General features: G+C 65.9%; 19 protein-coding genes. 7 read left to right on the top strand and 12 right to left on the bottom strand.

The genetic code is table 11. From position 1 onward, the window contains the following. Positions 1 to 167: 167 nt before the first annotated feature. Positions 168 to 728: a hypothetical protein gene (locus ACQR1B_RS04540; RefSeq protein ID WP_434837277.1), complete on the top strand. Its 561-nt coding sequence runs from the start codon at positions 168 to 170 to the stop codon at positions 726 to 728. 116 nt (positions 729 to 844) lie between these two features. Here the strand turns inward: ACQR1B_RS04540 and ACQR1B_RS04545 are convergent, their stop codons facing one another. From ACQR1B_RS04545 to ACQR1B_RS04560, 4 genes are all read right to left on the bottom strand, one after another. Continuing rightward, positions 845 to 1,081, bottom strand: coding sequence for a hypothetical protein (locus ACQR1B_RS04545; protein ID WP_434837276.1), 237 nt, complete (start codon positions 1,079 to 1,081; stop codon positions 845 to 847). Then, complete coding sequence (locus tag ACQR1B_RS04550) at positions 1,078 to 1,716, bottom strand: VOC family protein (RefSeq protein WP_434837275.1); 639 nt, start codon at positions 1,714 to 1,716, stop codon at positions 1,078 to 1,080. The genes ACQR1B_RS04545 and ACQR1B_RS04550 overlap by 4 nt, the downstream gene beginning before the upstream one ends. Before the next feature lie 318 nt (positions 1,717 to 2,034). After that, a complete protein-coding gene (locus ACQR1B_RS04555; RefSeq protein ID WP_434837274.1) occupies positions 2,035 to 3,141 on the bottom strand; it encodes a TylF/MycF/NovP-related O-methyltransferase in 1,107 nt (368 codons plus the stop codon). Positions 3,142 to 3,398: 257 nt separating this feature from the next. Next, positions 3,399 to 3,797 (bottom strand): hypothetical protein, encoded by a 399-nt coding sequence (locus ACQR1B_RS04560; RefSeq protein ID WP_434837273.1) that lies wholly within the window; start codon positions 3,795 to 3,797, stop codon positions 3,399 to 3,401. 379 nt (positions 3,798 to 4,176) lie between these two features. Here ACQR1B_RS04560 and ACQR1B_RS04565 point away from each other — a divergent pair, with 379 nt between their 5' ends. Next, entirely contained in the window at positions 4,177 to 4,737 is a 561-nt protein-coding gene (locus tag ACQR1B_RS04565; protein ID WP_434837272.1) for a carboxymuconolactone decarboxylase family protein, read from the top strand. 60 nt (positions 4,738 to 4,797) lie between these two features. Here ACQR1B_RS04565 and ACQR1B_RS04570 read toward each other — a convergent pair whose 3' ends face one another. Both ACQR1B_RS04570 and ACQR1B_RS04575 read right to left on the bottom strand, forming a co-directional pair. Next, positions 4,798 to 5,145, bottom strand: coding sequence for a hypothetical protein (locus ACQR1B_RS04570; RefSeq protein WP_434874959.1), 348 nt, complete (start codon positions 5,143 to 5,145; stop codon positions 4,798 to 4,800). Between the two features lie 17 nt (positions 5,146 to 5,162). Continuing rightward, positions 5,163 to 5,891, bottom strand: coding sequence for an SDR family oxidoreductase (locus tag ACQR1B_RS04575; RefSeq protein ID WP_434837270.1), 729 nt, complete (start codon positions 5,889 to 5,891; stop codon positions 5,163 to 5,165). A 140-nt stretch (positions 5,892 to 6,031) separates the two neighbouring features. Here ACQR1B_RS04575 and ACQR1B_RS04580 point away from each other — a divergent pair, with 140 nt between their 5' ends. Beyond that, positions 6,032 to 7,654 carry an ABC transporter substrate-binding protein gene (locus ACQR1B_RS04580; protein WP_434837269.1) on the top strand — a complete coding sequence of 541 codons (1,623 nt, stop codon included), beginning with the start codon at positions 6,032 to 6,034 and terminating at the stop codon, positions 7,652 to 7,654. A gap of 732 nt (positions 7,655 to 8,386) precedes the next feature. On the opposite strand, the gene ACQR1B_RS04585 is transcribed toward ACQR1B_RS04580, so the two are convergent. Together ACQR1B_RS04585 and ACQR1B_RS04590 are read right to left on the bottom strand one after the other, a co-directional pair. Next, positions 8,387 to 9,424, bottom strand: coding sequence for a magnesium and cobalt transport protein CorA (locus ACQR1B_RS04585; RefSeq protein ID WP_434837268.1), 1,038 nt, complete (start codon positions 9,422 to 9,424; stop codon positions 8,387 to 8,389). A 49-nt stretch (positions 9,425 to 9,473) separates the two neighbouring features. Continuing rightward, positions 9,474 to 11,078, bottom strand: coding sequence for a histidine kinase famiy protein (locus tag ACQR1B_RS04590; protein ID WP_434837267.1), 1,605 nt, complete (start codon positions 11,076 to 11,078; stop codon positions 9,474 to 9,476). Between the two features lie 281 nt (positions 11,079 to 11,359). On the opposite strand from ACQR1B_RS04590, the gene ACQR1B_RS04595 reads away from it, so the two are divergent. Further along, positions 11,360 to 12,064: an SDR family oxidoreductase gene (locus tag ACQR1B_RS04595; protein WP_434837266.1), complete on the top strand. Its 705-nt coding sequence runs from the start codon at positions 11,360 to 11,362 to the stop codon at positions 12,062 to 12,064. Between the two features lie 151 nt (positions 12,065 to 12,215). Here ACQR1B_RS04595 and ACQR1B_RS04600 read toward each other — a convergent pair whose 3' ends face one another. Both ACQR1B_RS04600 and ACQR1B_RS04605 read right to left on the bottom strand, forming a co-directional pair. Further along, positions 12,216 to 13,655: a glutamine synthetase family protein gene (locus ACQR1B_RS04600; RefSeq protein WP_434837265.1), complete on the bottom strand. Its 1,440-nt coding sequence runs from the start codon at positions 13,653 to 13,655 to the stop codon at positions 12,216 to 12,218. A 268-nt stretch (positions 13,656 to 13,923) separates the two neighbouring features. Then, positions 13,924 to 15,282 carry a Rieske 2Fe-2S domain-containing protein gene (locus ACQR1B_RS04605; protein ID WP_434837264.1) on the bottom strand — a complete coding sequence of 453 codons (1,359 nt, stop codon included), beginning with the start codon at positions 15,280 to 15,282 and terminating at the stop codon, positions 13,924 to 13,926. Positions 15,283 to 15,493: 211 nt separating this feature from the next. On the opposite strand from ACQR1B_RS04605, the gene ACQR1B_RS04610 reads away from it, so the two are divergent. Next, complete coding sequence (locus ACQR1B_RS04610) at positions 15,494 to 16,294, top strand: IclR family transcriptional regulator domain-containing protein (RefSeq protein ID WP_434837263.1); 801 nt, start codon at positions 15,494 to 15,496, stop codon at positions 16,292 to 16,294. A gap of 435 nt (positions 16,295 to 16,729) precedes the next feature. Here ACQR1B_RS04610 and ACQR1B_RS04615 read toward each other — a convergent pair whose 3' ends face one another. Then, positions 16,730 to 16,891 (bottom strand): hypothetical protein, encoded by a 162-nt coding sequence (locus ACQR1B_RS04615; RefSeq protein ID WP_434837262.1) that lies wholly within the window; start codon positions 16,889 to 16,891, stop codon positions 16,730 to 16,732. Positions 16,892 to 16,980: 89 nt separating this feature from the next. On the opposite strand from ACQR1B_RS04615, the gene ACQR1B_RS04620 reads away from it, so the two are divergent. Together ACQR1B_RS04620 and ACQR1B_RS04625 are read left to right on the top strand one after the other, a co-directional pair. After that, positions 16,981 to 17,682, top strand: coding sequence for an alpha/beta fold hydrolase (locus tag ACQR1B_RS04620; protein WP_434837261.1), 702 nt, complete (start codon positions 16,981 to 16,983; stop codon positions 17,680 to 17,682). Between the two features lie 211 nt (positions 17,683 to 17,893). Next, a complete protein-coding gene (locus tag ACQR1B_RS04625; RefSeq protein ID WP_434837260.1) occupies positions 17,894 to 18,049 on the top strand; it encodes a hypothetical protein in 156 nt (51 codons plus the stop codon). Positions 18,050 to 18,113: 64 nt separating this feature from the next. Here ACQR1B_RS04625 and ACQR1B_RS04630 read toward each other — a convergent pair whose 3' ends face one another. Then, positions 18,114 to 18,698, bottom strand: a complete 585-nt coding sequence (locus tag ACQR1B_RS04630) for a TetR/AcrR family transcriptional regulator (protein ID WP_434837259.1) — start codon at positions 18,696 to 18,698, stop codon at positions 18,114 to 18,116. Positions 18,699 to 18,746: the final 48 nt, after the last annotated feature.

Below are 18,746 nucleotides of genomic sequence, written 5' to 3' on the forward strand. Positions count from 1 at the left end.
ATGTGAGCGTCTGACCAAGGCCGCAATATACGCCGCCACGCTCAAGACAGTCGCCCGCGTGCCACGGATCAAGGTGGATGACCTGATCTGGCCCGTAGCCCGGATCGGGTCAGCGACACCCGCATATCGCTGACGCACATGCAGGCTACATGCTGTAAGATCGCCTCATGTGCCTGCTCAACCGCTTTCTGCCGAACTATCAATTCTCAGAACGCCACGAGACGCGGGTGCGTTGCCCGCCCGGCGAACTGCTCGACCTCATCCAGAGCTGGGAGCCGCCGCGCGACCGCTTCTCCGACATCGCGATGACGCTACGCCAGATGCCGGCGCGGCTGATGCATCGGCTGGCGCCGGGGCGGCATGCGGCGCCGCAGCCGTTCGGCCTGAAGAGCTTTGCGCCGCTCGGCCGCGACGGCGACGGCGCCATGGTCGGCGGGCTGATCGGGCAGTTCTGGCGCAACGATTTCGGGCTCGTGCCCATCGCGAGCCCGGAGGCGTTCATCGCCTTCAACGCGCCGCGCACGCCGAAGCTGGTGCTCGGCTTCATGGCGGAGCCGGAGGGCGAGCTCACACGACTGATCACCGAGACGCGGGTCTATTGTCCCGACCGCATGTCCTACTTGAGGTTCCTGCCGTACTGGCTCGTGATCCGGCCCGCGAGCGGCCTCATTCGCCGGCGCATGCTCGGCGCGATCAGGGCGATCGCGGAGCAGCGCAGGCCGGCTTAGTTAGCGCGCCTCTGGCGTCACATCGAGCAGGCCAGCTGGATCAAATCCCACGTCGAAAACCACGGTGCGATGGCGGGGGATCGCATATGGCGCTCTACGTATCGCGCTCGTCTGTTTCACGCCGTCATGGCCGGGCTTGTCTCGCCTGCGCGGCCGAAGCGCTTCGGCGCGGCGAAGGCCCGGGCATCCACTTCATTCCACGGGCGTAGGACGACGTGGATGGCCGGGACAAGCCCGGCCATGACGGAGCAACTCATGAGCAGGCGTCCGTGTCGCGATTGCTCCATTCTCTCAAAAATGCGATCGCTCTGGGTGCGATGGCGAGCCGGAACGGTGACATCGCTGCCGGTCACGTCAGCTCCTTCAAGCCGGCCGGTGTTTCGATCTGCGCGCGATAGCGCAACCGCGGCCCGGGCCTGATCTCGGGCGGACGATCCACCGGGAGCGCGCGATAGAAAGTTTGCAGCGCCCCGGGGTCCGGATGTTCGAGCGTGAACGACCGCAAGCGCGCGCCGAGATCGGCGATGCCCGCCATCGCACGCGGCCGGCCGCGCCGGTCGATGAGGGAGGGGGCTGCGCCGTCGCGCGGCAGCGAGCCGTCGTTCGGAACGGTGAAATCGAAGACCGGATCGCGGTCGGGCAATGCGAGTTTCTCGCCGAACACGTCGGGATGCCCGGCCATCACCTGATCGATCGCATCGGTCCTTGCGACCCAGCCGCGCAGGCGGTGTCCCTCGTCCCAATCCGCCCTCACCCGCTCATGGTCATCCAGACCGAACCAGCGCGCCCGCCGCGGCGCTGCCGCCGCGGGATCGACGGCCACGATCTCCAGATAGACCGAATCGCCGAGCTGCAGCAGATGATTGTGAGTCCCCATATAGGCATGGCGCTGCCCGAACGGGACATCGAGACCGATGCAATGACGGACATGCGCCACGCCCTCAGCGAGGCTCGGCGCGATGACCGTGAGATGATCGAGCTTCAGCATTGTTCTGGTCTCTGCGCCCCGCAAATCAAGGGGCGTGGCCGCGATGCCGACCAGGCGAGTTTCTGCAACACCCGGAATCGCCACGCACCCGCACGTCGCCCGCGCCCGTGAAGACGACGGACACGCGAGCCGCTCCGCTCGAAATGCCTCGACGCGCAAGGCAGCGCATCAGTCGTCGCCTCAGGAGCGAGGAGACGGCGCGAGGTTTCGCGCAAGGATGTCATCACATCCGAAGGCCAGGCCGATCAAGATCCGGTCGAAATCATCTCGGCCTGACGAAATAGCAAGATAGCAACGAGCCGGAACTTGCTGCCGATCCTAGCCGGGCGGTTTGAGGATCAAGCCCTGCCCGGTCGGCAGTGCCAGGATCTCGACACCGCGCTGCGCTGCCCATGCATCGAAGGCCCGTTTCTGGATTTCGTAGCGGACGAAGCCATAGTCGTCGAGAAGGATCGGGGCGCCGGGCTGCAGCTTGTCCCAGAAGTAGTTCACGGCCGCGATTTCAGGCGTGGCATTGTTCATATCGATCGAGAGATAGGCGACGTCGCCGACCGCAGCATTGGAGAGAGACGAGGGGACGCTGCCACGAACGATCTCGACGTTCTTGAACTCGGCGAAGTTTTTTACGACCCTCTCATAGATGTCTTCCTTGTACATCTCGCGAAAATTGGCGAGATTTCCGGAGCCGACCTCTTCCTCGGTCAACTGGGTCTCGTCGAGGCCGGTAAAGGTATCGAACAGGAAAAACCGCCGGTCGATGTTGTTCCAGTCGAGATAGGTCATGATCGACGAACTCAGCATCCCGCGGCAGACACCGCACTCGACGAAGTCGCCACCCAAGGCCCGCGCGACGCTGGCGCACCAGAGGGCGACGTGAGTGCGCCAGAAATATTTGGGATCATAGCCCTCGGCGATCGCGCCACGCTCATAGGCCGTAACGAAGCGCTGGTCGCGCATGAAGTCGTGGTTGTGCACGATGGCCGGGTCGGTCCGCAGCCCCCAATGATCGTAGACCGGGGTGTAGAGCCCGTCTTGCGGCGGTGCCGTCGCCGGCCCGGGCGAAGATGACGTTGGAGAACCGGCTGCGTTTGCAAGCTGGAGCCGCAGGCTGACCAGTTCGGCCGTGGCATCGCGCAGGGCAAGGCTCTCACGCTGCAGGTTCTGCAGATACCAGACCGGGACAGCCTCGACCGGCTCACCGTTCCGCGGAACCTTTCTGAAATTATGTGACGCCTCATTGAAGCGCAGCGCGCCATCGAGCTCCACGGGGGCGAGCTCCACGGGCTCGGGAGGTGCCGCGACGGCGGTGGGGGATGCGTCGCGATCCCGCTCGGAGATCAATCGATCCAGCGTCGACCGACGGACGAGCTGAAGGCCGACGGCATTCAGCACCGTGTTGATCTTGGCCCCATACGTCGCAAGCATTGCCCCTGCACCTCTAATTGTCCCGAGCAGCGTGCCCGGGCGGTTGAAATCCGACGGCTGAGGTTGTCGGCCCGTCATATTCGCCGCACCCGAGAGGAGCGACCTCTCGGGCTTCAGTTGCGGTCCATGTTCGGAGCCATCCGGGCGAGCCCGGTTCGACCTCTGCTGCCTCTGCGGTCACCGCCGGATGTCGAACCGACGATAACGGGAAAAATCCTTAGTCTAAATCTTTGGTTGCGAAGGGCCCGAAGGCCCATTCAGGGTGAAACGAACATAAAAGTATCCGGTGGTTGACCTCCTCGATCCAGGCGACCGAGGTTCAGCTGTCCAACACGGATGGATGGAGAAATTTCGAACCAGCGCAGGGTGTCATTTGAAGTGGCGCACGACATCGTCGATGTTCGCGCGGTGCCGGCAAGTGTGGAGCGATTTGCCCCGCGGCGCAAGCAGAAGTCCTGCAGAAAACTGCAACGACGAGCGGCTTCGGCATGGCGGGCATGCGAAGTCGCGCAGCGCGGGTGCGTCGCGGACGCCTCCTGGACGTGGCCGTTCCGCAGGCCGCTCGCGCTCGGGTGGGCGACGTCCTGTAAGATCGCCTCATGGTCTCGATCGATCGCGTTCTTCCGAACTACCAATCCGGCGAACGTCATGCGCATGCCCGGCGCACTGTCGGATCTCATCCAGACCTGGAGCTGCCGCGCGACCGCTCGGATCCACTGTATCCGAAAGCGAGTGGACGTGCCGCGTGACCGAGACGCGGGTCGACCGTCGGGATCGTGCGTCGCGGCCGACGGTCCTGCCGTGTTGGTCGATCCGGCCCGCGAGCGGCCTCAATCGTCGGCGCATGCTCGGCGCGATCAGGGCAATCGCGGAGCAGCGTCGACTCTCATCGTCCACTGCACGCGGCCACTACAGCCCGATCTGCCCAAAAGTTCATCAACGAGGTCGAAACGGCCCTGATCGTGACCGGTCCGGTACTTGCCCTGCTGCGCTGGGTCCCTATCCTTGATGCACCGCAACAGGAGAACATCGATCATGCGCCTCCCGATTCTCAGCCCGGACGCGTTGAGCGACGAGCAGAAGCCGCTTTATGCCGACATGAAGCAGGGCATTCAGGCGAGCTTCAAGGGCTTCATCAACATCCGCGACGACGGCGCGCTGCTCGGACCGTGGAATCCGTGGCTGCGCGAGCCGAAATTCGGCAAGCCGGTGTGGGAGCTGGTGAAGGCGATCGCCAACCAGCCGTCGCTGCCGGCGGCGGTGCGCGAGGTCGCGATTCTGGTCACCGGCGCGCATTTCCGCTCGGCCTATGAACTCTATGCGCATGTGCTGGTCGCCGAGCAGCGCGGCCTGTCCGACGACAAGCTCGCCACCATCGTCGCGGGCCAGCGGCCGGTGGACCTCACCAAGGAGGAGGCCGTCGCCTACGACTTCGCCTCGGCGCTGGTCAATGGCGGCGTGCTGCCGGAGCTGACCTACAAGGCCGCCGTGGCGCAGTTCGGCGCCCATGGCGCCGCCGAGCTGTCCTACCTGATCGGCATCTATTGCATGGTGTCGGTCACGCTGAACACGTTCGACGTGCCGGTGCCGGAGTGAGATAGCCTGACTGACAGAAGAGGCGGGCGTCACAAAATCCGATCCGCAAGTGGACCCACCTCAGGGCGGCCATTGCAGCAGGCTGTCCGCGCGCGCCAACAGGTTGCGGCAACGGCTGCTTCCAACGTCGCGCGCCGAGCGTTGCAGGTCATCGATCGGCTCCTGCAGGTCGATCAGCGCCTGCGCCTGCCAGTGCGCGCGCCCGCCGCCGATCGGGAGCGCGTCCGTTTCGGACTCGATTCCCACAAAAGCGAGGATGTCGGCGTCGGTCTCGAGCCGCGCGGCGAAACGCAGCCTTGCGATGATTCGCGCGCCCTCGATCGGAGACACAGCCCCCGACAGGATTTCCCTCGCAGCCTGAAGGATCTCCCGACGGGCAGCGATGACTTCGGGCTGATTCCAACTCATGACGACATGTTGCTTTCCTACAGATCGAAATTGGTCGGCAGCATCACGACGTCGCGGATGGTCATGCCGCGCGGGCGGGTCAGCATGAACATGACGACGTTGGCGACCTCGGACGGCTCGAGCAGGCTGCCGGACTCGCGGGCCTCCTTCAGCTTCTCCGCAGGCCAGTCGGCGATCAGCGCGGTGACGACGGGGCCGGGCGAGATCGCCCCCATGCGGATGCCGTGCTTGAACACCTGGCGCCGCGTCGTCTGCACGAAGCAGTCGATTGCCCATTTCGACGAGGCATAGACCGGCTCCCACGGCGTCGGGAAATGCGCCGCCAGCGAGCTGGTGACGATGATGTCGCCCGCCCCACGCGCGATCATGTGCGGCAACACGTCGCGCACGTTCTTCATGACGACGTTGACGTTGAGGGTCAGCATGCGGTCGATTGCCTCGCCGCTGCTCTCGATCAGGTCGCCACCGAGATAGCTGCCGGCATTGGCATGGAAAATGTCGAGCCGGCCGGCCGCGTCGAGCACGCGCGGCAGCACGGTGGCGCAGTCCTGGGCATCGAGCAGGTCGATGACCACGGGAATCGCCGCCGCGCCGTGCCTGTCGCGGAGAGCGGCCAATGCCGCGGCGTCGCGATCGATCATGACGACGCGCGCGCCCGCGGCCAGCATTGCCTCGCTGCTGGCAAGCCCGATGCCGGAAGCTGCGCCGGTGACGGCCGCCACCTTGCCTTCGAGATCCGTCGTCATCGCCCGCCTCCATCGTGATTTGCGGACCATCGTAGCAAAGGTGGCCCGCGCTGTCGGGACCAATCGGCCGCCGGCTCCTGCGGACGCTGGCATGCGCCTTGCCTCGCTGACGGCAATCGATCACGCCACAGGGGGGCCCAATGAGCAGCTCGGATTTCGACGTCACACGCCGCAACGTCCTGCTCGGAGGATTGGGCGCCGCCGGCATGACCGCGCTGGCGCCCGGCCTCGCGTGGTCGCAGGGGCGCGCCGAGACGCTGCTGGTGGTGCAGGAGCTCGGGCCGAACTCGCTGGACATGCAGGGCGTGGGCTCGAACCAGACCGTCAACGGGCTCGCCTGGAACTGCTACGACCGGCTGCTGAGCTACGCTGCGAAGACCTTGCCCGACGGCACCACCTCCTACGACCGCGCCGCGCTGGCGCCGGAGCTCGCCGAAAGCTGGGAGGTCGCCGCCGACGGCATGTCCTGCACCTTCAAGCTGCGCAAGGACGCGACCTTTCACGACGGCACGCCGGTGACGGCGAAGGACGTCAAATGGTCGTTTGACCGCGCCGTCTCGGTCGGCGGCTTCCCGACCTTCCAGATGTCGGCGGGATCGCTGGAGAAGCCGGAGCAGTTCGTGGTGGTCGACGACCACAGCTTCCGCATCGACTACATCCGCAAGGACAAGATGCTGCTGTTCAACGTCGCGGTCGTCGTGCCTTTCGTCATCAATTCGGAGCTCGCCAAGAAGAATGCGACGGCCGAGGATCCGTGGGCGCTGGCCTGGCTCAAGAACAACGAGGCCGGCAGCGGCGCCTACAAGGTCGAGAGCTGGAAGGCCGGCACCGAGACCATCCTGAGCCGGTTCGACAATTGGAAGTGCGGTCCGCTGCCGAAGATCAAGCGCGTGATCGCGCGCGACATTCCCTCCGCCGGCACGAGACGCGCGATGCTCGAGCGCGGCGATGCGGATCTCTCCAGCGGCTTCGCGCCGCGCGATTTCGACCAGCTGATCAAGGAGGGCAAGGTCAAGGTCACGGGCGTGCCGATCCCGAACGCGCTGTGGTATGTCGCGCTCAACACCGCGAAGCCGCCGTTCGACAATGTCAAGCTGCGCCAGGCGATCGCCTGGGCGATGCCCTATGAGCAGATCCAGTCGAGCGCCTTCTTCGGCCGCGCGGTGCCGATGTATGGCGGCAACGCCGACGTGACCAAGCCGGTGTGGCCGCAACCATTTCCCTATGTGACCGATCTCGACAAGGCCAAGGCGCTGATGAAGGAGGCCGGCTTCGAATCCGGCCTGGAGACGACGTTGTCGCTCGACGCCGGCACCGCGACGGTCGGCGAGCCCACCGCGATCCTGATCCAGGAGAGCCTCGCCAAGATCGGCATCAAGGCGGGCATCGACAAGATCCCCGGCGCCAACTGGCGCACGACGCTGAACAAGAAGGAGCTGCCGATCGCGCTGAACCGGTTCTCAGGCTGGCTCGATTATCCCGAATACTATTTCTATTGGAATTTCCACGGCCGCAATTCGATCTTCAACATCTCGTCCTATCAGAGCAAGGAGATGGACGCGCTGATCGAGAAGGCGCGCTTCACCACGGACGCGGCGGAATACGAGGCGACGGTAAAGGCCTTCATCGCGCTCTGCATGCGCGAGGTCCCGGTGGTGCCGCTCAACCAGCCGATCCACGACGTCGCCATGCAGAGGGCCGTGAGCGGCTACGAGTTCTGGTTCCACCGGGAGCCGGACTACCGGCAGTTCGCGAAGGGGTAGGTGTTTGTTCGTTAGATAGCGCCGCAGCAGGACTGCCCGATACTGCGCCCTCGCCCCTTGTGGGAGAGGGCATCGCCGGCCCAACCGCGTATTCGCTTGGGTGAGGGGTCTCCAACGGCATGGTCGGATGCGGAGAGAGACCCCTCACCCAACCGAGCTTGCCGCTCCACCTTGCAGGCCCTCTCCCACAAGGGGCGAGGGCGCAGTCGCGGCCACTGCGCTGATCCGATAGACGCCGTCTGCTGCGACCAGCGCCGCAGCAAGGCTGCCCGATACAACGCCCTCGCCCCTTGTGGGAGAGGGCATCGCCGGCACAACCACGTATTCGCTTGGGTGAGGGGTCTCCATCGGCATGGTCGGATGTGGAGAGAGACCCCTCACCCAACCGAGCTTGCCGCTCTACCTTGCAGGCCCTCTCCCACAAGGGGAGAGGGCGCAGTCACGGCCACTGCGCTGATCCGATTGGACGCCGTCTGCTTCGACCAGCGCCGCAGCGGGACGGCCCGATACTGCGCCCTCGCCCCTTTTGGGAGAGGGCATCGCCGGCCCAACCGCATATTCGCTTGGGTGAGGGGTCTCCATCGGCCCGGTCGGATGTGGAGAGAGACCCCTCACCCGCCTTCGATGCTTTGCATCGAAGTCACCCTCTCCCTCAAGGGGAGAGGGTGACCGTCGCTGTGGCTTGCATATCGCCTTACTGATATATTGAGCGTCTGCTATTGCACCGCGCCCTCACAACCATCCTCTCCGCCTGAACTGCCAATACAGCACGCTGCAGACCGTGGCGATGAAGCCGAGCACGGCGTAGTAGCCATATTGCCATCTCAGCTCCGGCATGTGATCGAAGTTCATGCCGTAGATGCCGGCGACCGCGGTCGGCACCGCGAGGATGGCGGCCCAGGCCGTGAGCCTGCGGGCGATGTCGGTCTGCTGCGCCTGGCCGGCCATCATGCTGGCCTCGAACACGAAGGCGAGGATCTCGCGCAGCGAATCCGCATCTTCCTCCGACCGCCTGGCATGGTCGAGGACGTCGCGGAACAAAGGCGCCATCTCGGCATCAATCGCGACATTGTCGGCATGTTCGAGCCGCTTGCAGACATCCACCACGGGCCCGACGGCGCGGCGCAGCCGCAGCAAGTCACGCCGCAGCCGATACAACCGGTCGACCTCGCTGCGCGCCAAGGGACGCTGCAGCACGACCTCCTCCAGGGTCTCGACCTCGGCCATGATGCTCTCGGTCACCGGGCGGTAGTTGTCGACGATGAAATCGAGGATCGCATAGAGGATGTAGTCCTCGCCCTTGGCAAGCGAACCCGGGCAGGATTCGCAGCGCTCGCGCACCGCGCCATAAGAGGTCGAGGCGCCGTGGCGCACCGACACGACGAAGCCCGGGCCGACGAAGATGTGGGTCTCGCCGAACACGATGTGGCCGTCGACGAGCTGCGCGGTGCGGGCGACGATGAACAGCGCATCGCCATAGCGCTCGACCTTGGGCTGCTGATGCGCCTTCGACGCGTCCTCGATGGCGAGTTCGTGCAGGCCGAACTGATCGGCCACCCGCTGCAGCAGCGCCGCATCCGGCTCGTGCAGCCCGATCCAGACCACGTGACCCGGGCGCTTGCTCCAGGTGCCGGCGTCCTCGATCGGGATGTCGGCGACGCGGCGGCCATTAGCATAGACGCCGGCCGCGACCACGCCGGGCTCGCGAGGTTCGCTGCGAACCGGGCCTGCGGGGGCGCCGGCCGGCGTCTGCATCGTCACATGGCGCATCGTGGCTCTCCGCTGTCGGCGCCGACTCTCGGCACGCGGACTCGTCCGGTCAAGTGACCCCCGTCGGGCCGTCGAGCAGCTGCCGCACGCGGCGGACCAGGTCGGTGCGCCGGTATGGCTTGTTGATGATCTCGAACTCGCCGATGTTGGCATCGGCGCGCTCGACCGCGGCATCGGAATAGCCGGTCGTCAGCAGCACCTTCAGCTTCGGCTGGCGCTTGCGCGCCTCGCGCGCCAGTACGGTGCCGTTCATACCGCCGGGCATCACGAGATCGGTGAACAGCAGATCGAAGCGAACCGAGGAATCCAGCAGTTCCAAGGCCGCATGCGCGTTGGCGGCGACCTCGGTGCGATAGCCGAAATCCTCCAGGATCGAGCGCGCAAGCTCGGCGACTTCGGCCCGATCCTCGACGATCAGGATGCGTTCGCTGCCGGTGCGGTCCATCGCCATCGGCGCCCGTACCGACGGCGCGGCGATCGCCTGCTCGGTGGCCGGGAACAGCAGTTGAACGGTGGTGCCCTGCCCGACCTCGCTGTAGATGTAGGTGCTACCGCCCGACTGGCGCGTGAAGCCGTAAACCATCGCGAGCCCGAGACCGGTGCCCTTGCCCTCCTCCTTGGTGGTGAAGAACGGCTCGGCGACGCGGGTGAGGATATGGTGCGGAATGCCGACGCCGTCGTCGGAGACTTTCAGCGCGACATAGCGGCCGCTCTTGGGGACGCCGAACTGCACGATGTCCTCGTCCGCAATTTCCTTGTTCTCGGTGCGGATGGTCAGCGTGCCGCCGTTGGGCATCGCGTCACGCGCATTGACGAACAGATTGAGCAGCGCGACCTCGGCCTGGGTCTGGTCGACGCGGCTGTTCCACAGCCCCGGCTGCGCCTTGACGACGATGCGAACGCTTTCGCCGAGCGTATGGCGCGCCATCTGCACCAGGGTCTCGATCATGTTGTTGAGGTTGATCGGCCGGCTGTCGAGCCGCTGCTTGCGCGCGAACGACAGCAGTTGCTGCGTCAAGGTCGCGGCCCGGTTGGCGGCGGCGCGGATGTTGTCGACGGCGCGCCGATGGCGCGGGGCGAGATCGGCTACCGCGCCTTGCAGCGTCTCGGTGTAGCCGACGATCACCTGCAGGATGTTGTTGAAGTCGTGGGCGATGCCGCCGGTGAGCTGGCCGATCGCCTCCATCTTCTGCGCCTGGATCAGCGCGCTCTCGGCATCGCGCCGCCGCGACACGTCGAGCTGGGAGCCGAAGAAATAGACGAGATCGCCGTCGCGGTTGTAGACCGGGCTGATGAACAGCGCATTCCAGAATGCGGCACCGTTCTTGCGATAATTGAGGATCTCGACTGCGACGTCCTGCCGGTTGGCGATCGCGGCGCGGATCGCCGCAATGGTGTCGTGGTCGGTGTCCGGCCCCTGCAGGAATCGACAATTGGCGCCGACGATCTCGGAGAGCGCGTAGCCGGTCATCTCCAGGAACGCGCGGTTGGCGAACAGGATCGGATTGTCGGTCTGGCGCGGATCGGTGACGATCATCGGCATCCGCGTCGTCTCGACCGCGGCAAAGAAGATGTCGTGGCGCTCCGATGACAGATCGGACGCATCGCCGCTGTCGACGACCGCCCGATCGCGCTGCGGCTGCTGGTCTGACATCTGATAGTGCTCCGCCCTTCCCGAATGGTGAGACGCATCGTCACGCAACAGCGGGGCTCCTGCCGACGCTGCCCTTCGATATGCCGCTCGATGGGATCGGGTTCCCGCAACGCGGCGATGCGCCGGCGCGCGTCGTGACCAGCGGACCCATGCTCACGAAAAAACGATGCTGGCCGCCGGAACACATCCGAGGTCTATTCGGATACCCTGCCGCTCGACGCCGCCGGGGCCGGTGCGCTACATCGCTGTCGGCATCATTTCAAAGGGCGGGAGTCATCGTCATGGCCACACAACGGGTCGCACTGGTTACTGCGGGCGGCAGCGGCATAGGCGCGGCCGCCGCGCGCCGTCTGGCCGCAGATGGCTTCGACGTTGCGATCCTGTCGTCGTCGGGCAAGGGCGAGGCGCTTGCGGCGGAGCTCGGCGGCCTCGGCGTCACCGGCTCGAACAAGTCGAACGACGATCTCAAGCGCCTCGTCGATGGCGCGATGAGCCGCTGGGGCCGCATCGACGTGCTCGTCAACAGTGCCGGCCACGGCCCGCGGGCGCCGATCCTGGAACTCAGCGACGAGCAGTGGCACGCGGGCCTCGACACCTACCTGCTCAACGTGATCCGCCCCGCGCGCATGGTGACGCCGATCATGCAGGCGCAGAAGGGCGGTGCTATCATCAACATCTCGACCGCCTGGACCTTCGAGCCGTCTTCGATGTTCCCGACCTCGGCCGTGTTCCGCGCCGGGCTCGCGTCCTTCACCAAGATCTTCACCGACACCTATGCCGCGGACAACGTCCGCATGAACAACGTGCTGCCGGGCTGGATCGACAGCCTGCCGGCCACCGAGGAACGCCGCAGCACCGTGCCGATGGGCCGCTACGGCAAGGCCGAGGAGATCGCCGCGACCATCGCCTTCCTCGCCTCCGACGGCGCGGCCTACATCACCGGGCAGAACATCCGCGTCGACGGCGGGCTGACGCGCAGCGTGTGAGGCGCGACACTTGACCGACGACGCGCCTGCGACGGGAGGGGCGACCAGGGACAGGCCTCACGGATAGTTCGCCGTCATGCCTGGGGTTTGTCCCGGCCATGACGACGGAGACAGACCTGGCTTCGGCCACTGCGATGGTCTGCGACCGTCATCAGAACATCTCGAAATATTCGCGCTGCTCCCAGTCGGAGACCTCCGCCTGGAACCGCTCGATTTCGGCGTTCTTGAGGAAGGTGTAGTAGTCGATGAAGGTGGCGCCGAAGGCTTCGCGGAAGAACGCGTCGTCCTTCAGCGCGTCGACCGCCTCGCGCAGCGATTTCGGCAGCAGGCTCGCCTTGGTCTCATAGGGCACGTCGGCCGACGGGCCGGGATCGAGCTTGCGGTCGATGCCGTCGAGACCGGCTGCGATCTGGGAGGCCATGTAGAGATAGGGGTTCGCGGCGGGCTCGCCGATGCGGTTCTCCAGCCGCGTGGCGCGGTCGCCGGGACCGCCGAGCACGCGGATCATGACGCCGCGATTGTCGCGGCCCCAGATCGCACGATCCGGCGCTAACGAATAGGCGCGGTAGCGCCGATAGCCGTTGATGGTCGGCGTCGAGAACACCGCGGCGGCGCGCGCATGCGCGAGCAGGCCCGCCATGTAGGCGCGGCCGAGCGCGGAGAGACCGTCGGCATCCTCCGACATGAAGGCGTTGCTGCCGTCGCGCGCGACCAGCGACTGGTGCAGGTGCCAGCCCGACGACATCACGTTGGGAATGCGCGGCCGGCACATGAAGGTGGCGTGATAGCCGTGGCGCTGCGCAATCTGCTTCACGGCGCTGCGGAGCAGCACCATCGTATCCGCCGGCTCCAAACCGATACCGGGCTGCAGCACGAACTCGCACTGGCTCGGGCCATATTCGAGCTCGATCGAGCGCAGGGGCAGACCGAGCGCTGTGAGATTGGCCCTGATGATCTCGAGCGCCGGCTCCATCTGATCGAAGCGCTGCTCGGTGAGGTATTGATAGCCCTGGGTGAGCAGGCTGACCGCCGGCGGCGTGCCGGGCTGCCCGGGCGAGCCGGCATCGCCGGGCGCGAGACGCGGGTCGTCGACCTTGAAGATGTGGCACTCGACCTCGAGGCCGGCCTTGAACTGATAGCCGCGCTGCGCGAGCGTCGCCAACGCTGACCGATAGAGATTGCGGGTGGCGAACGGAACGGGCGCGCCGTTGGCGAAATACAGATCGCACAGCACCCAGCCCGCACCGGGCGCCCAGGGCAGCACGCGGAAGGTGGTGGGATCGGCGACCATCAGTGCATCGCTGCCGCCCTGCATCTCGGCCATGCCGAAGCCGCCGCCGGCGGTGAACACCGGAAACACGGTGCGGTGCGACGTGTCCTTGGCGAGCAACGTCGTGGTGATCGAGCAGCCGTCTTCCAGTGAGGACAGCGCGGCATCGACGGTGAGCGTCTTGCCGCGCAGGATGCCGTGCTGGTCCGGGAACGAGAAGCGGATCGTGGTGAGGCCGTGCTCCTCGGCGAGACGGCGCATGCGAGCTGCGGCCTCGGCCTGCTCGGCGGTCCACAACTGATGCTTGGCAACGAAACTCAACGATGACTCCGTGATACGATGTGGGATTGAGAGATCGTTCGTGCGGTCTGACCGCGAGCACGATGCAACCTCGCCCCGCGTGCGGGGAGAGGTCGGATTGCATCGTCAGATGCAATCCGGGTGAGGGGGGCTCTCCGCAAGGTCGGTGCGCGTGGCTGCCCCTCACCCCAGCCCTCTCCCCGTGAAGAACGGGGAGAGGGAGCGCACCGCGGTCGAGGCGAGCGCTCGCCAATCACTTCAACTGATCGTCTTCCGAACACGCGGCTGATCACTCCGCAGCGCTCAGATGCGGTGCCAGACGCACGATATCCGCAGGCACCGGCGCGGTCCACGGCGCGCCGCGGCGGCGGCGGACGTCGACCTCCATCCAGTAGGTCTCCCAGCCGCGGGTCGGGCCGATGCCGTCCATCGTCGCCGGGCCCTGGACGCTGCGCGCTGCGGCCGCATCGAGATGGAGCATCGGCGTCTCGCCGCGCGCGACCGTCTCGATCTGCTCGCGCAGCAGCCGGCGATATTGGATGATGGCCTTGTCGGACTGGCCGAGATGCTCGCGGGTCCGGTCCTGGATCCGGCCCATCGACTCCACCGCCCACTGGTCGTGCACGTTGATGTCGTTACCCATGCCCGTATAGGTCACGGTCGCCTGCTCCCGTGGGTCGAAGCCGTAATCGTTGTTCTTGTTCTTGCGCGAGCGGTAGTCCGGCAACTCATAGAGCTCGAGCCGCTGCGCCCGCATCTTCGCCCGGTCGACCGGCGCGCCATAGGAGGTGAAGATCGCGTACCAATAGCAGGTCTCGTCGTCGACCGGAACGTGCCACTGCGTGATCGTCATCTCCGTGCTCATCGGAATCACGAAGGCATGCGGGAACAGCTGATTGGTGACGCGGACATGGGTGCGCTCGGCATCGATCTCGCGCAGCGCGATGATGCGAAGACCGTATTCGGTGCGCTCGACATTGATGATCGGACGGTCGTATTCGCGCAGCACCTTGGTCATCGGCAGCTCGCTGTCGGCGGAGGCGCCGCGGAACTGCTTGCCATAGGCGGTCGAGGGGTCCTCGTCTTCGAAGAAGCGGTGCAGGAACGAGGCATGCGCCGGATCGATGCCGACCTCGAGCGCCTGCAGCCAGTTGCACTCGATCAGGCCCTTGAAGGCGAAGGTGTAGGTATCGGGCGCGGTGAAGCAATCGAGATCCGGGAACGCCGGGGCCGTGCCCTCGCCGAGCCAGGCCCACAGGATGCCGCCTTTCTCGACCACCGGGTATGAGCGCTGCTTGACGTTCTTGCACAGCGGTGACCCGACCGGTTCAGCTGGCGTCTCCAGGCAATTTCCCTCCACGTCGAACAGCCAGCCATGGAAGGCGCAACGCAGCCCGCCCTGCTCCAGACGGCCGAAGGCGAGATCGGCGGCGCGATGCGGGCAGTCGCGGTCTAGTAGTCCGTAGCGGCCCTGCGCATCTCTGAAGAGCACAAACTGCTGGCCCAGCAATTTGACCGCGCGCACCGGCCGCTCGCCTACGAGTTCATCGACCAGCGCGGCCGGCTGCCAGTACATCCTCATTAGTTTACCGGCGGGGGCGTCGGAACCGATGCGCGTGATCAGGTCGTTCTGCTCCTTGCTCATCATGATGGCCGTCTCTCCTGTTCCGTCGCAAGTCGGGCGTTGAGCGTCACGCGATGATCCAATAATGTTCGCTAGACGAACATATGTTCGCCTCGATTAGATTCGCTTTAAAACGGGAGAAGGGCAAGTGAAAAAGCTACAACCCAAGCCGAAGGGCGGACGGGCAGCGGCTTCATTGCGCTCGAAAACAACAACAGCGGATCGTGTCAGGCCGATGCCAAAACTCAAGCGGACTGATGAGGAGAAGAAGCAGGCGCGCGGCGACGGGCCTGAATTCGTCGAGGCGCTCGACCGTGGATTGCGCGTCATCCAAGCCTTCAGCCGCGAAGGCCGGCCGATGACGCTGAGCAAGGCCGCCGAACTCACGGGCCTCGCCCGCGCCACGGTGCGGCGAATCCTGCTGACGCTGAAAGCCTCCGGCTTCGTCCATGGCGACGACCGGCTGTTCTCGCTGACGCCGCGGGTGCTGCTGCTGGCCTCCAGCTATCTCGCTTCCAACCAGATCAACAGCGTGATGCAGCCGCTGATGGACGGCACCGCGACGGAGGCGCGCGAGGTCTGCTCGCTCGCCGTCCTCGACGGCGACGACGTCGTCTTCATCGCGCGCGCGGCGCCGACACGGGTGTTCTCGTCAGGGCTCGAAATCGGCTATCGCCTGCCGGCGTTCTGCACCTCCGTCGGCCGCGCGCTGTTGAGCCGGATGCCCAACGATCAGCTCCGGCAGACCATCGGGCGCATGACGCTCACCGAGATGACGCCGCAGACCGTCACCGACAGGGAGGCGCTGATCGCTGCGATCATCGCTGTCCGTGACGACGGCTACTCGCTGGTCGACGGCGAGGCGGAGCAGGGCTTTCGCTCGATCTCCGTGCCGATCCGCCGCTACGACGGCGGCATCGTCGCTGCCGCGAACATCGGCGGCCATGTCGACCGCATCACGGTCGACGAGATGAAGGAGCGCTTCCTGCCGCTGCTGACGAGGCTGTCGGCAACGGCCCAGCCGCTGCTCGTTTGATCTCCGACGCGAGGCATCGGCATCGCGTCTCACCGACCGTCGAGCTGCGCGAGGCGACGTCGAGGCGCTCATCGGGCCTCACCTGTGACAAGCGCTCCGCCGGCGTGGCGGTGATGAGAGATGCCACCACTGGCCCGCTGGCGCGGCGCGGGAAGCAGAGCGTTGTGCCTTGCCGCGTGAGGTTACCCGTCCCGCCAACGCATCGCTCTGACCGGACGCGGTTCATCGCGGGATGGGCTGCCAATTACGTGATCTTATCGTGACGAGCGGACCGCCTCGCCACGATTGCCGGGCTCTCCAGGTAACATTGCGCCGCCTGCGGCGGTGACCTGATCCGGAATGAAACTAATGAGATGCGGCGATCGCGGCGAGCTCTGGGCGCCGCCACCGGAAAGCCGCGAACAGCGGCGGCCGCCATCTCGCGATGGCCCGCGCTCATGCGAGGCGGACCAAGGTATAGACATACGATTTGGCGCCCAGCCGCGCCCTGATGGTGAGAAAGCGAATTCCGCGGTCGGCGCGGGCCGGCCGCGTCAAGCCGTCGACCCGATCATCGCCCCGGCGGCTCGGATCGAAGTGAACGACTTCATTGGACATCGGCCGCGCCTCGCGCGTAATGGTACTCGGCGCCGGACGCACTCCGGCCGCCCGATCCGACAGGGAAACGCCGTTCCAGAGGACAAGCCATGACAGACGCGCTGCCGCTCGTGCTGGTTCCCGGACTGATCTCGTCGCCCCGAATCTATGCGCCCGTGATCCCGGCGCTGTGGCGGCTCGGCCCCGTCATGATCGCCAACCACATCCGCGATGACGCCATGGCCGCGATCGCGCGCCGTATCCTGGCCGAGGCGCCGCTGCGCTTTGCGCTCGCCGGCCATTCGATGGGCGGCTACATCGCCTTCGAGATCATGCGCCAGGCGCCGGAACGCGTCTCCAAGCTGGCGCTGATCAACACCCAGGCGCGACCGGATACGCCGGAGGCGAGCGCACGCCGCCGCACCATGATCACGCGCGCACGCGACGGCGACTATCACGGCGTGGTCGACGAGCTGTTCTCAGGCTTCGTCCATCCCTCGCGCCAGGACGATCCGCGGCTGCGCCAACTCGTGCACGACATGGCCGACGAGGTCGGCGTCGACGGCTTCGTCCGGCAGCTGACGGCCATCATGTCGCGGCCGGACTCGCGGCCGACGCTGACCGCGATCCGCTGCCCGACCCTCATCCTGACCGGCGACACCGACAACACCATCCCGAACAGCCTGTCCAAGGAGATGGCCGACGAGATCGCCGGCAGCTGGCTCGTCGTACTCGAGAATTGCGGTCACCTGCCGCAGCCCGAGCAGCCGGAGGAGACGGCCCAGGCGCTGATGGAGTGGCTGCGGGGGTGAGGCTTCCGTTGCCGCAATCGAAACTCAGGACGGTCGCCGATGGCAACTCTCCGAATGCAGCGTAAACCACCAATGCTGGAGAACGCTGAGATCGCCAACATCGCCCGTCAGGTCGCCACTACGAATCTGGGCAGCTCCGCCGCCGTCACAGACGTCACGACATCGCCCCGTGCGGACTCCGAAGGCCGCGAAGCCCTGCGGATCACGATCCGTGCTGCGCCCGGCTCTTGGTGCCAAGATCGAGGGTGAAGCAGTCCTCGACACGCTGGTGCAAATACGGCAACGCCTGGAAGAGGCGGGCGACGATCGCTTTCCACTCCTTGAATACACCACCGAAGACGAAGCGATCGCAGGCGGCGATTCGTAGCCCAGAGCATCTTCAATCGCGCGAGGGTCCGCGGGTCGTCCTCAATCAAAGCCCGACGACGGTCCTATGCCTTCCCCACCTTCATCCCATCCACGAACACATCGAGCAGCCGCAGCACGCTCTGCTGCCAGCCGGTCTGGTCGTGCATGTAGCACATGCCGATCAGCGCGCGCAGCACGTCGTCGGCGCTGATGTCGGCGCGGATCTCGCCGGCGTCGACGGCCCGCGCCAGCAGCGCGCCGATCGCGCGCATGAGATGACCGTGCGAATAGGCGGCGAGTTCGGAGTTCGCGGTCATCACGATCGCCAGCGCGGCCATCATGCCTTTCTTGGTGGCGACGAACTGCACCGTCGAGCGCAGCCAGCGCCGGAGCGCCTCGACCGGCGACGGCTCGCTCTTGAGCGCCTCCGCCAGTTCCGAGAGCTGCTCGACCTCGCGGCGATACACCGCCTCGAACAGATCCTCGCGGGTCGGGAAATGGCGATACAGCGTGCCGATGCCGACGCCGGCCTGACGAGCCACGGCCTCGAGGCTCGCCTCCGCGCCGCCGACGCTGAACACCGCCTTCGCCGCCTCCAGCACGCGCTCGCGGTTGCGCTGCGCATCCGCGCGAGGCTTGCGCGACCGCTCTTGTGAATTCGTGGTCATCTCACCAGCTCTTGAACGGCGGCTCCCGATCGCCCCTTGCTAAACGGA

This window comes from Bradyrhizobium oligotrophicum (assembly GCF_051168495.1).
GTDB lineage: Bacteria > Pseudomonadota > Alphaproteobacteria > Rhizobiales > Xanthobacteraceae > Bradyrhizobium > Bradyrhizobium oligotrophicum_A.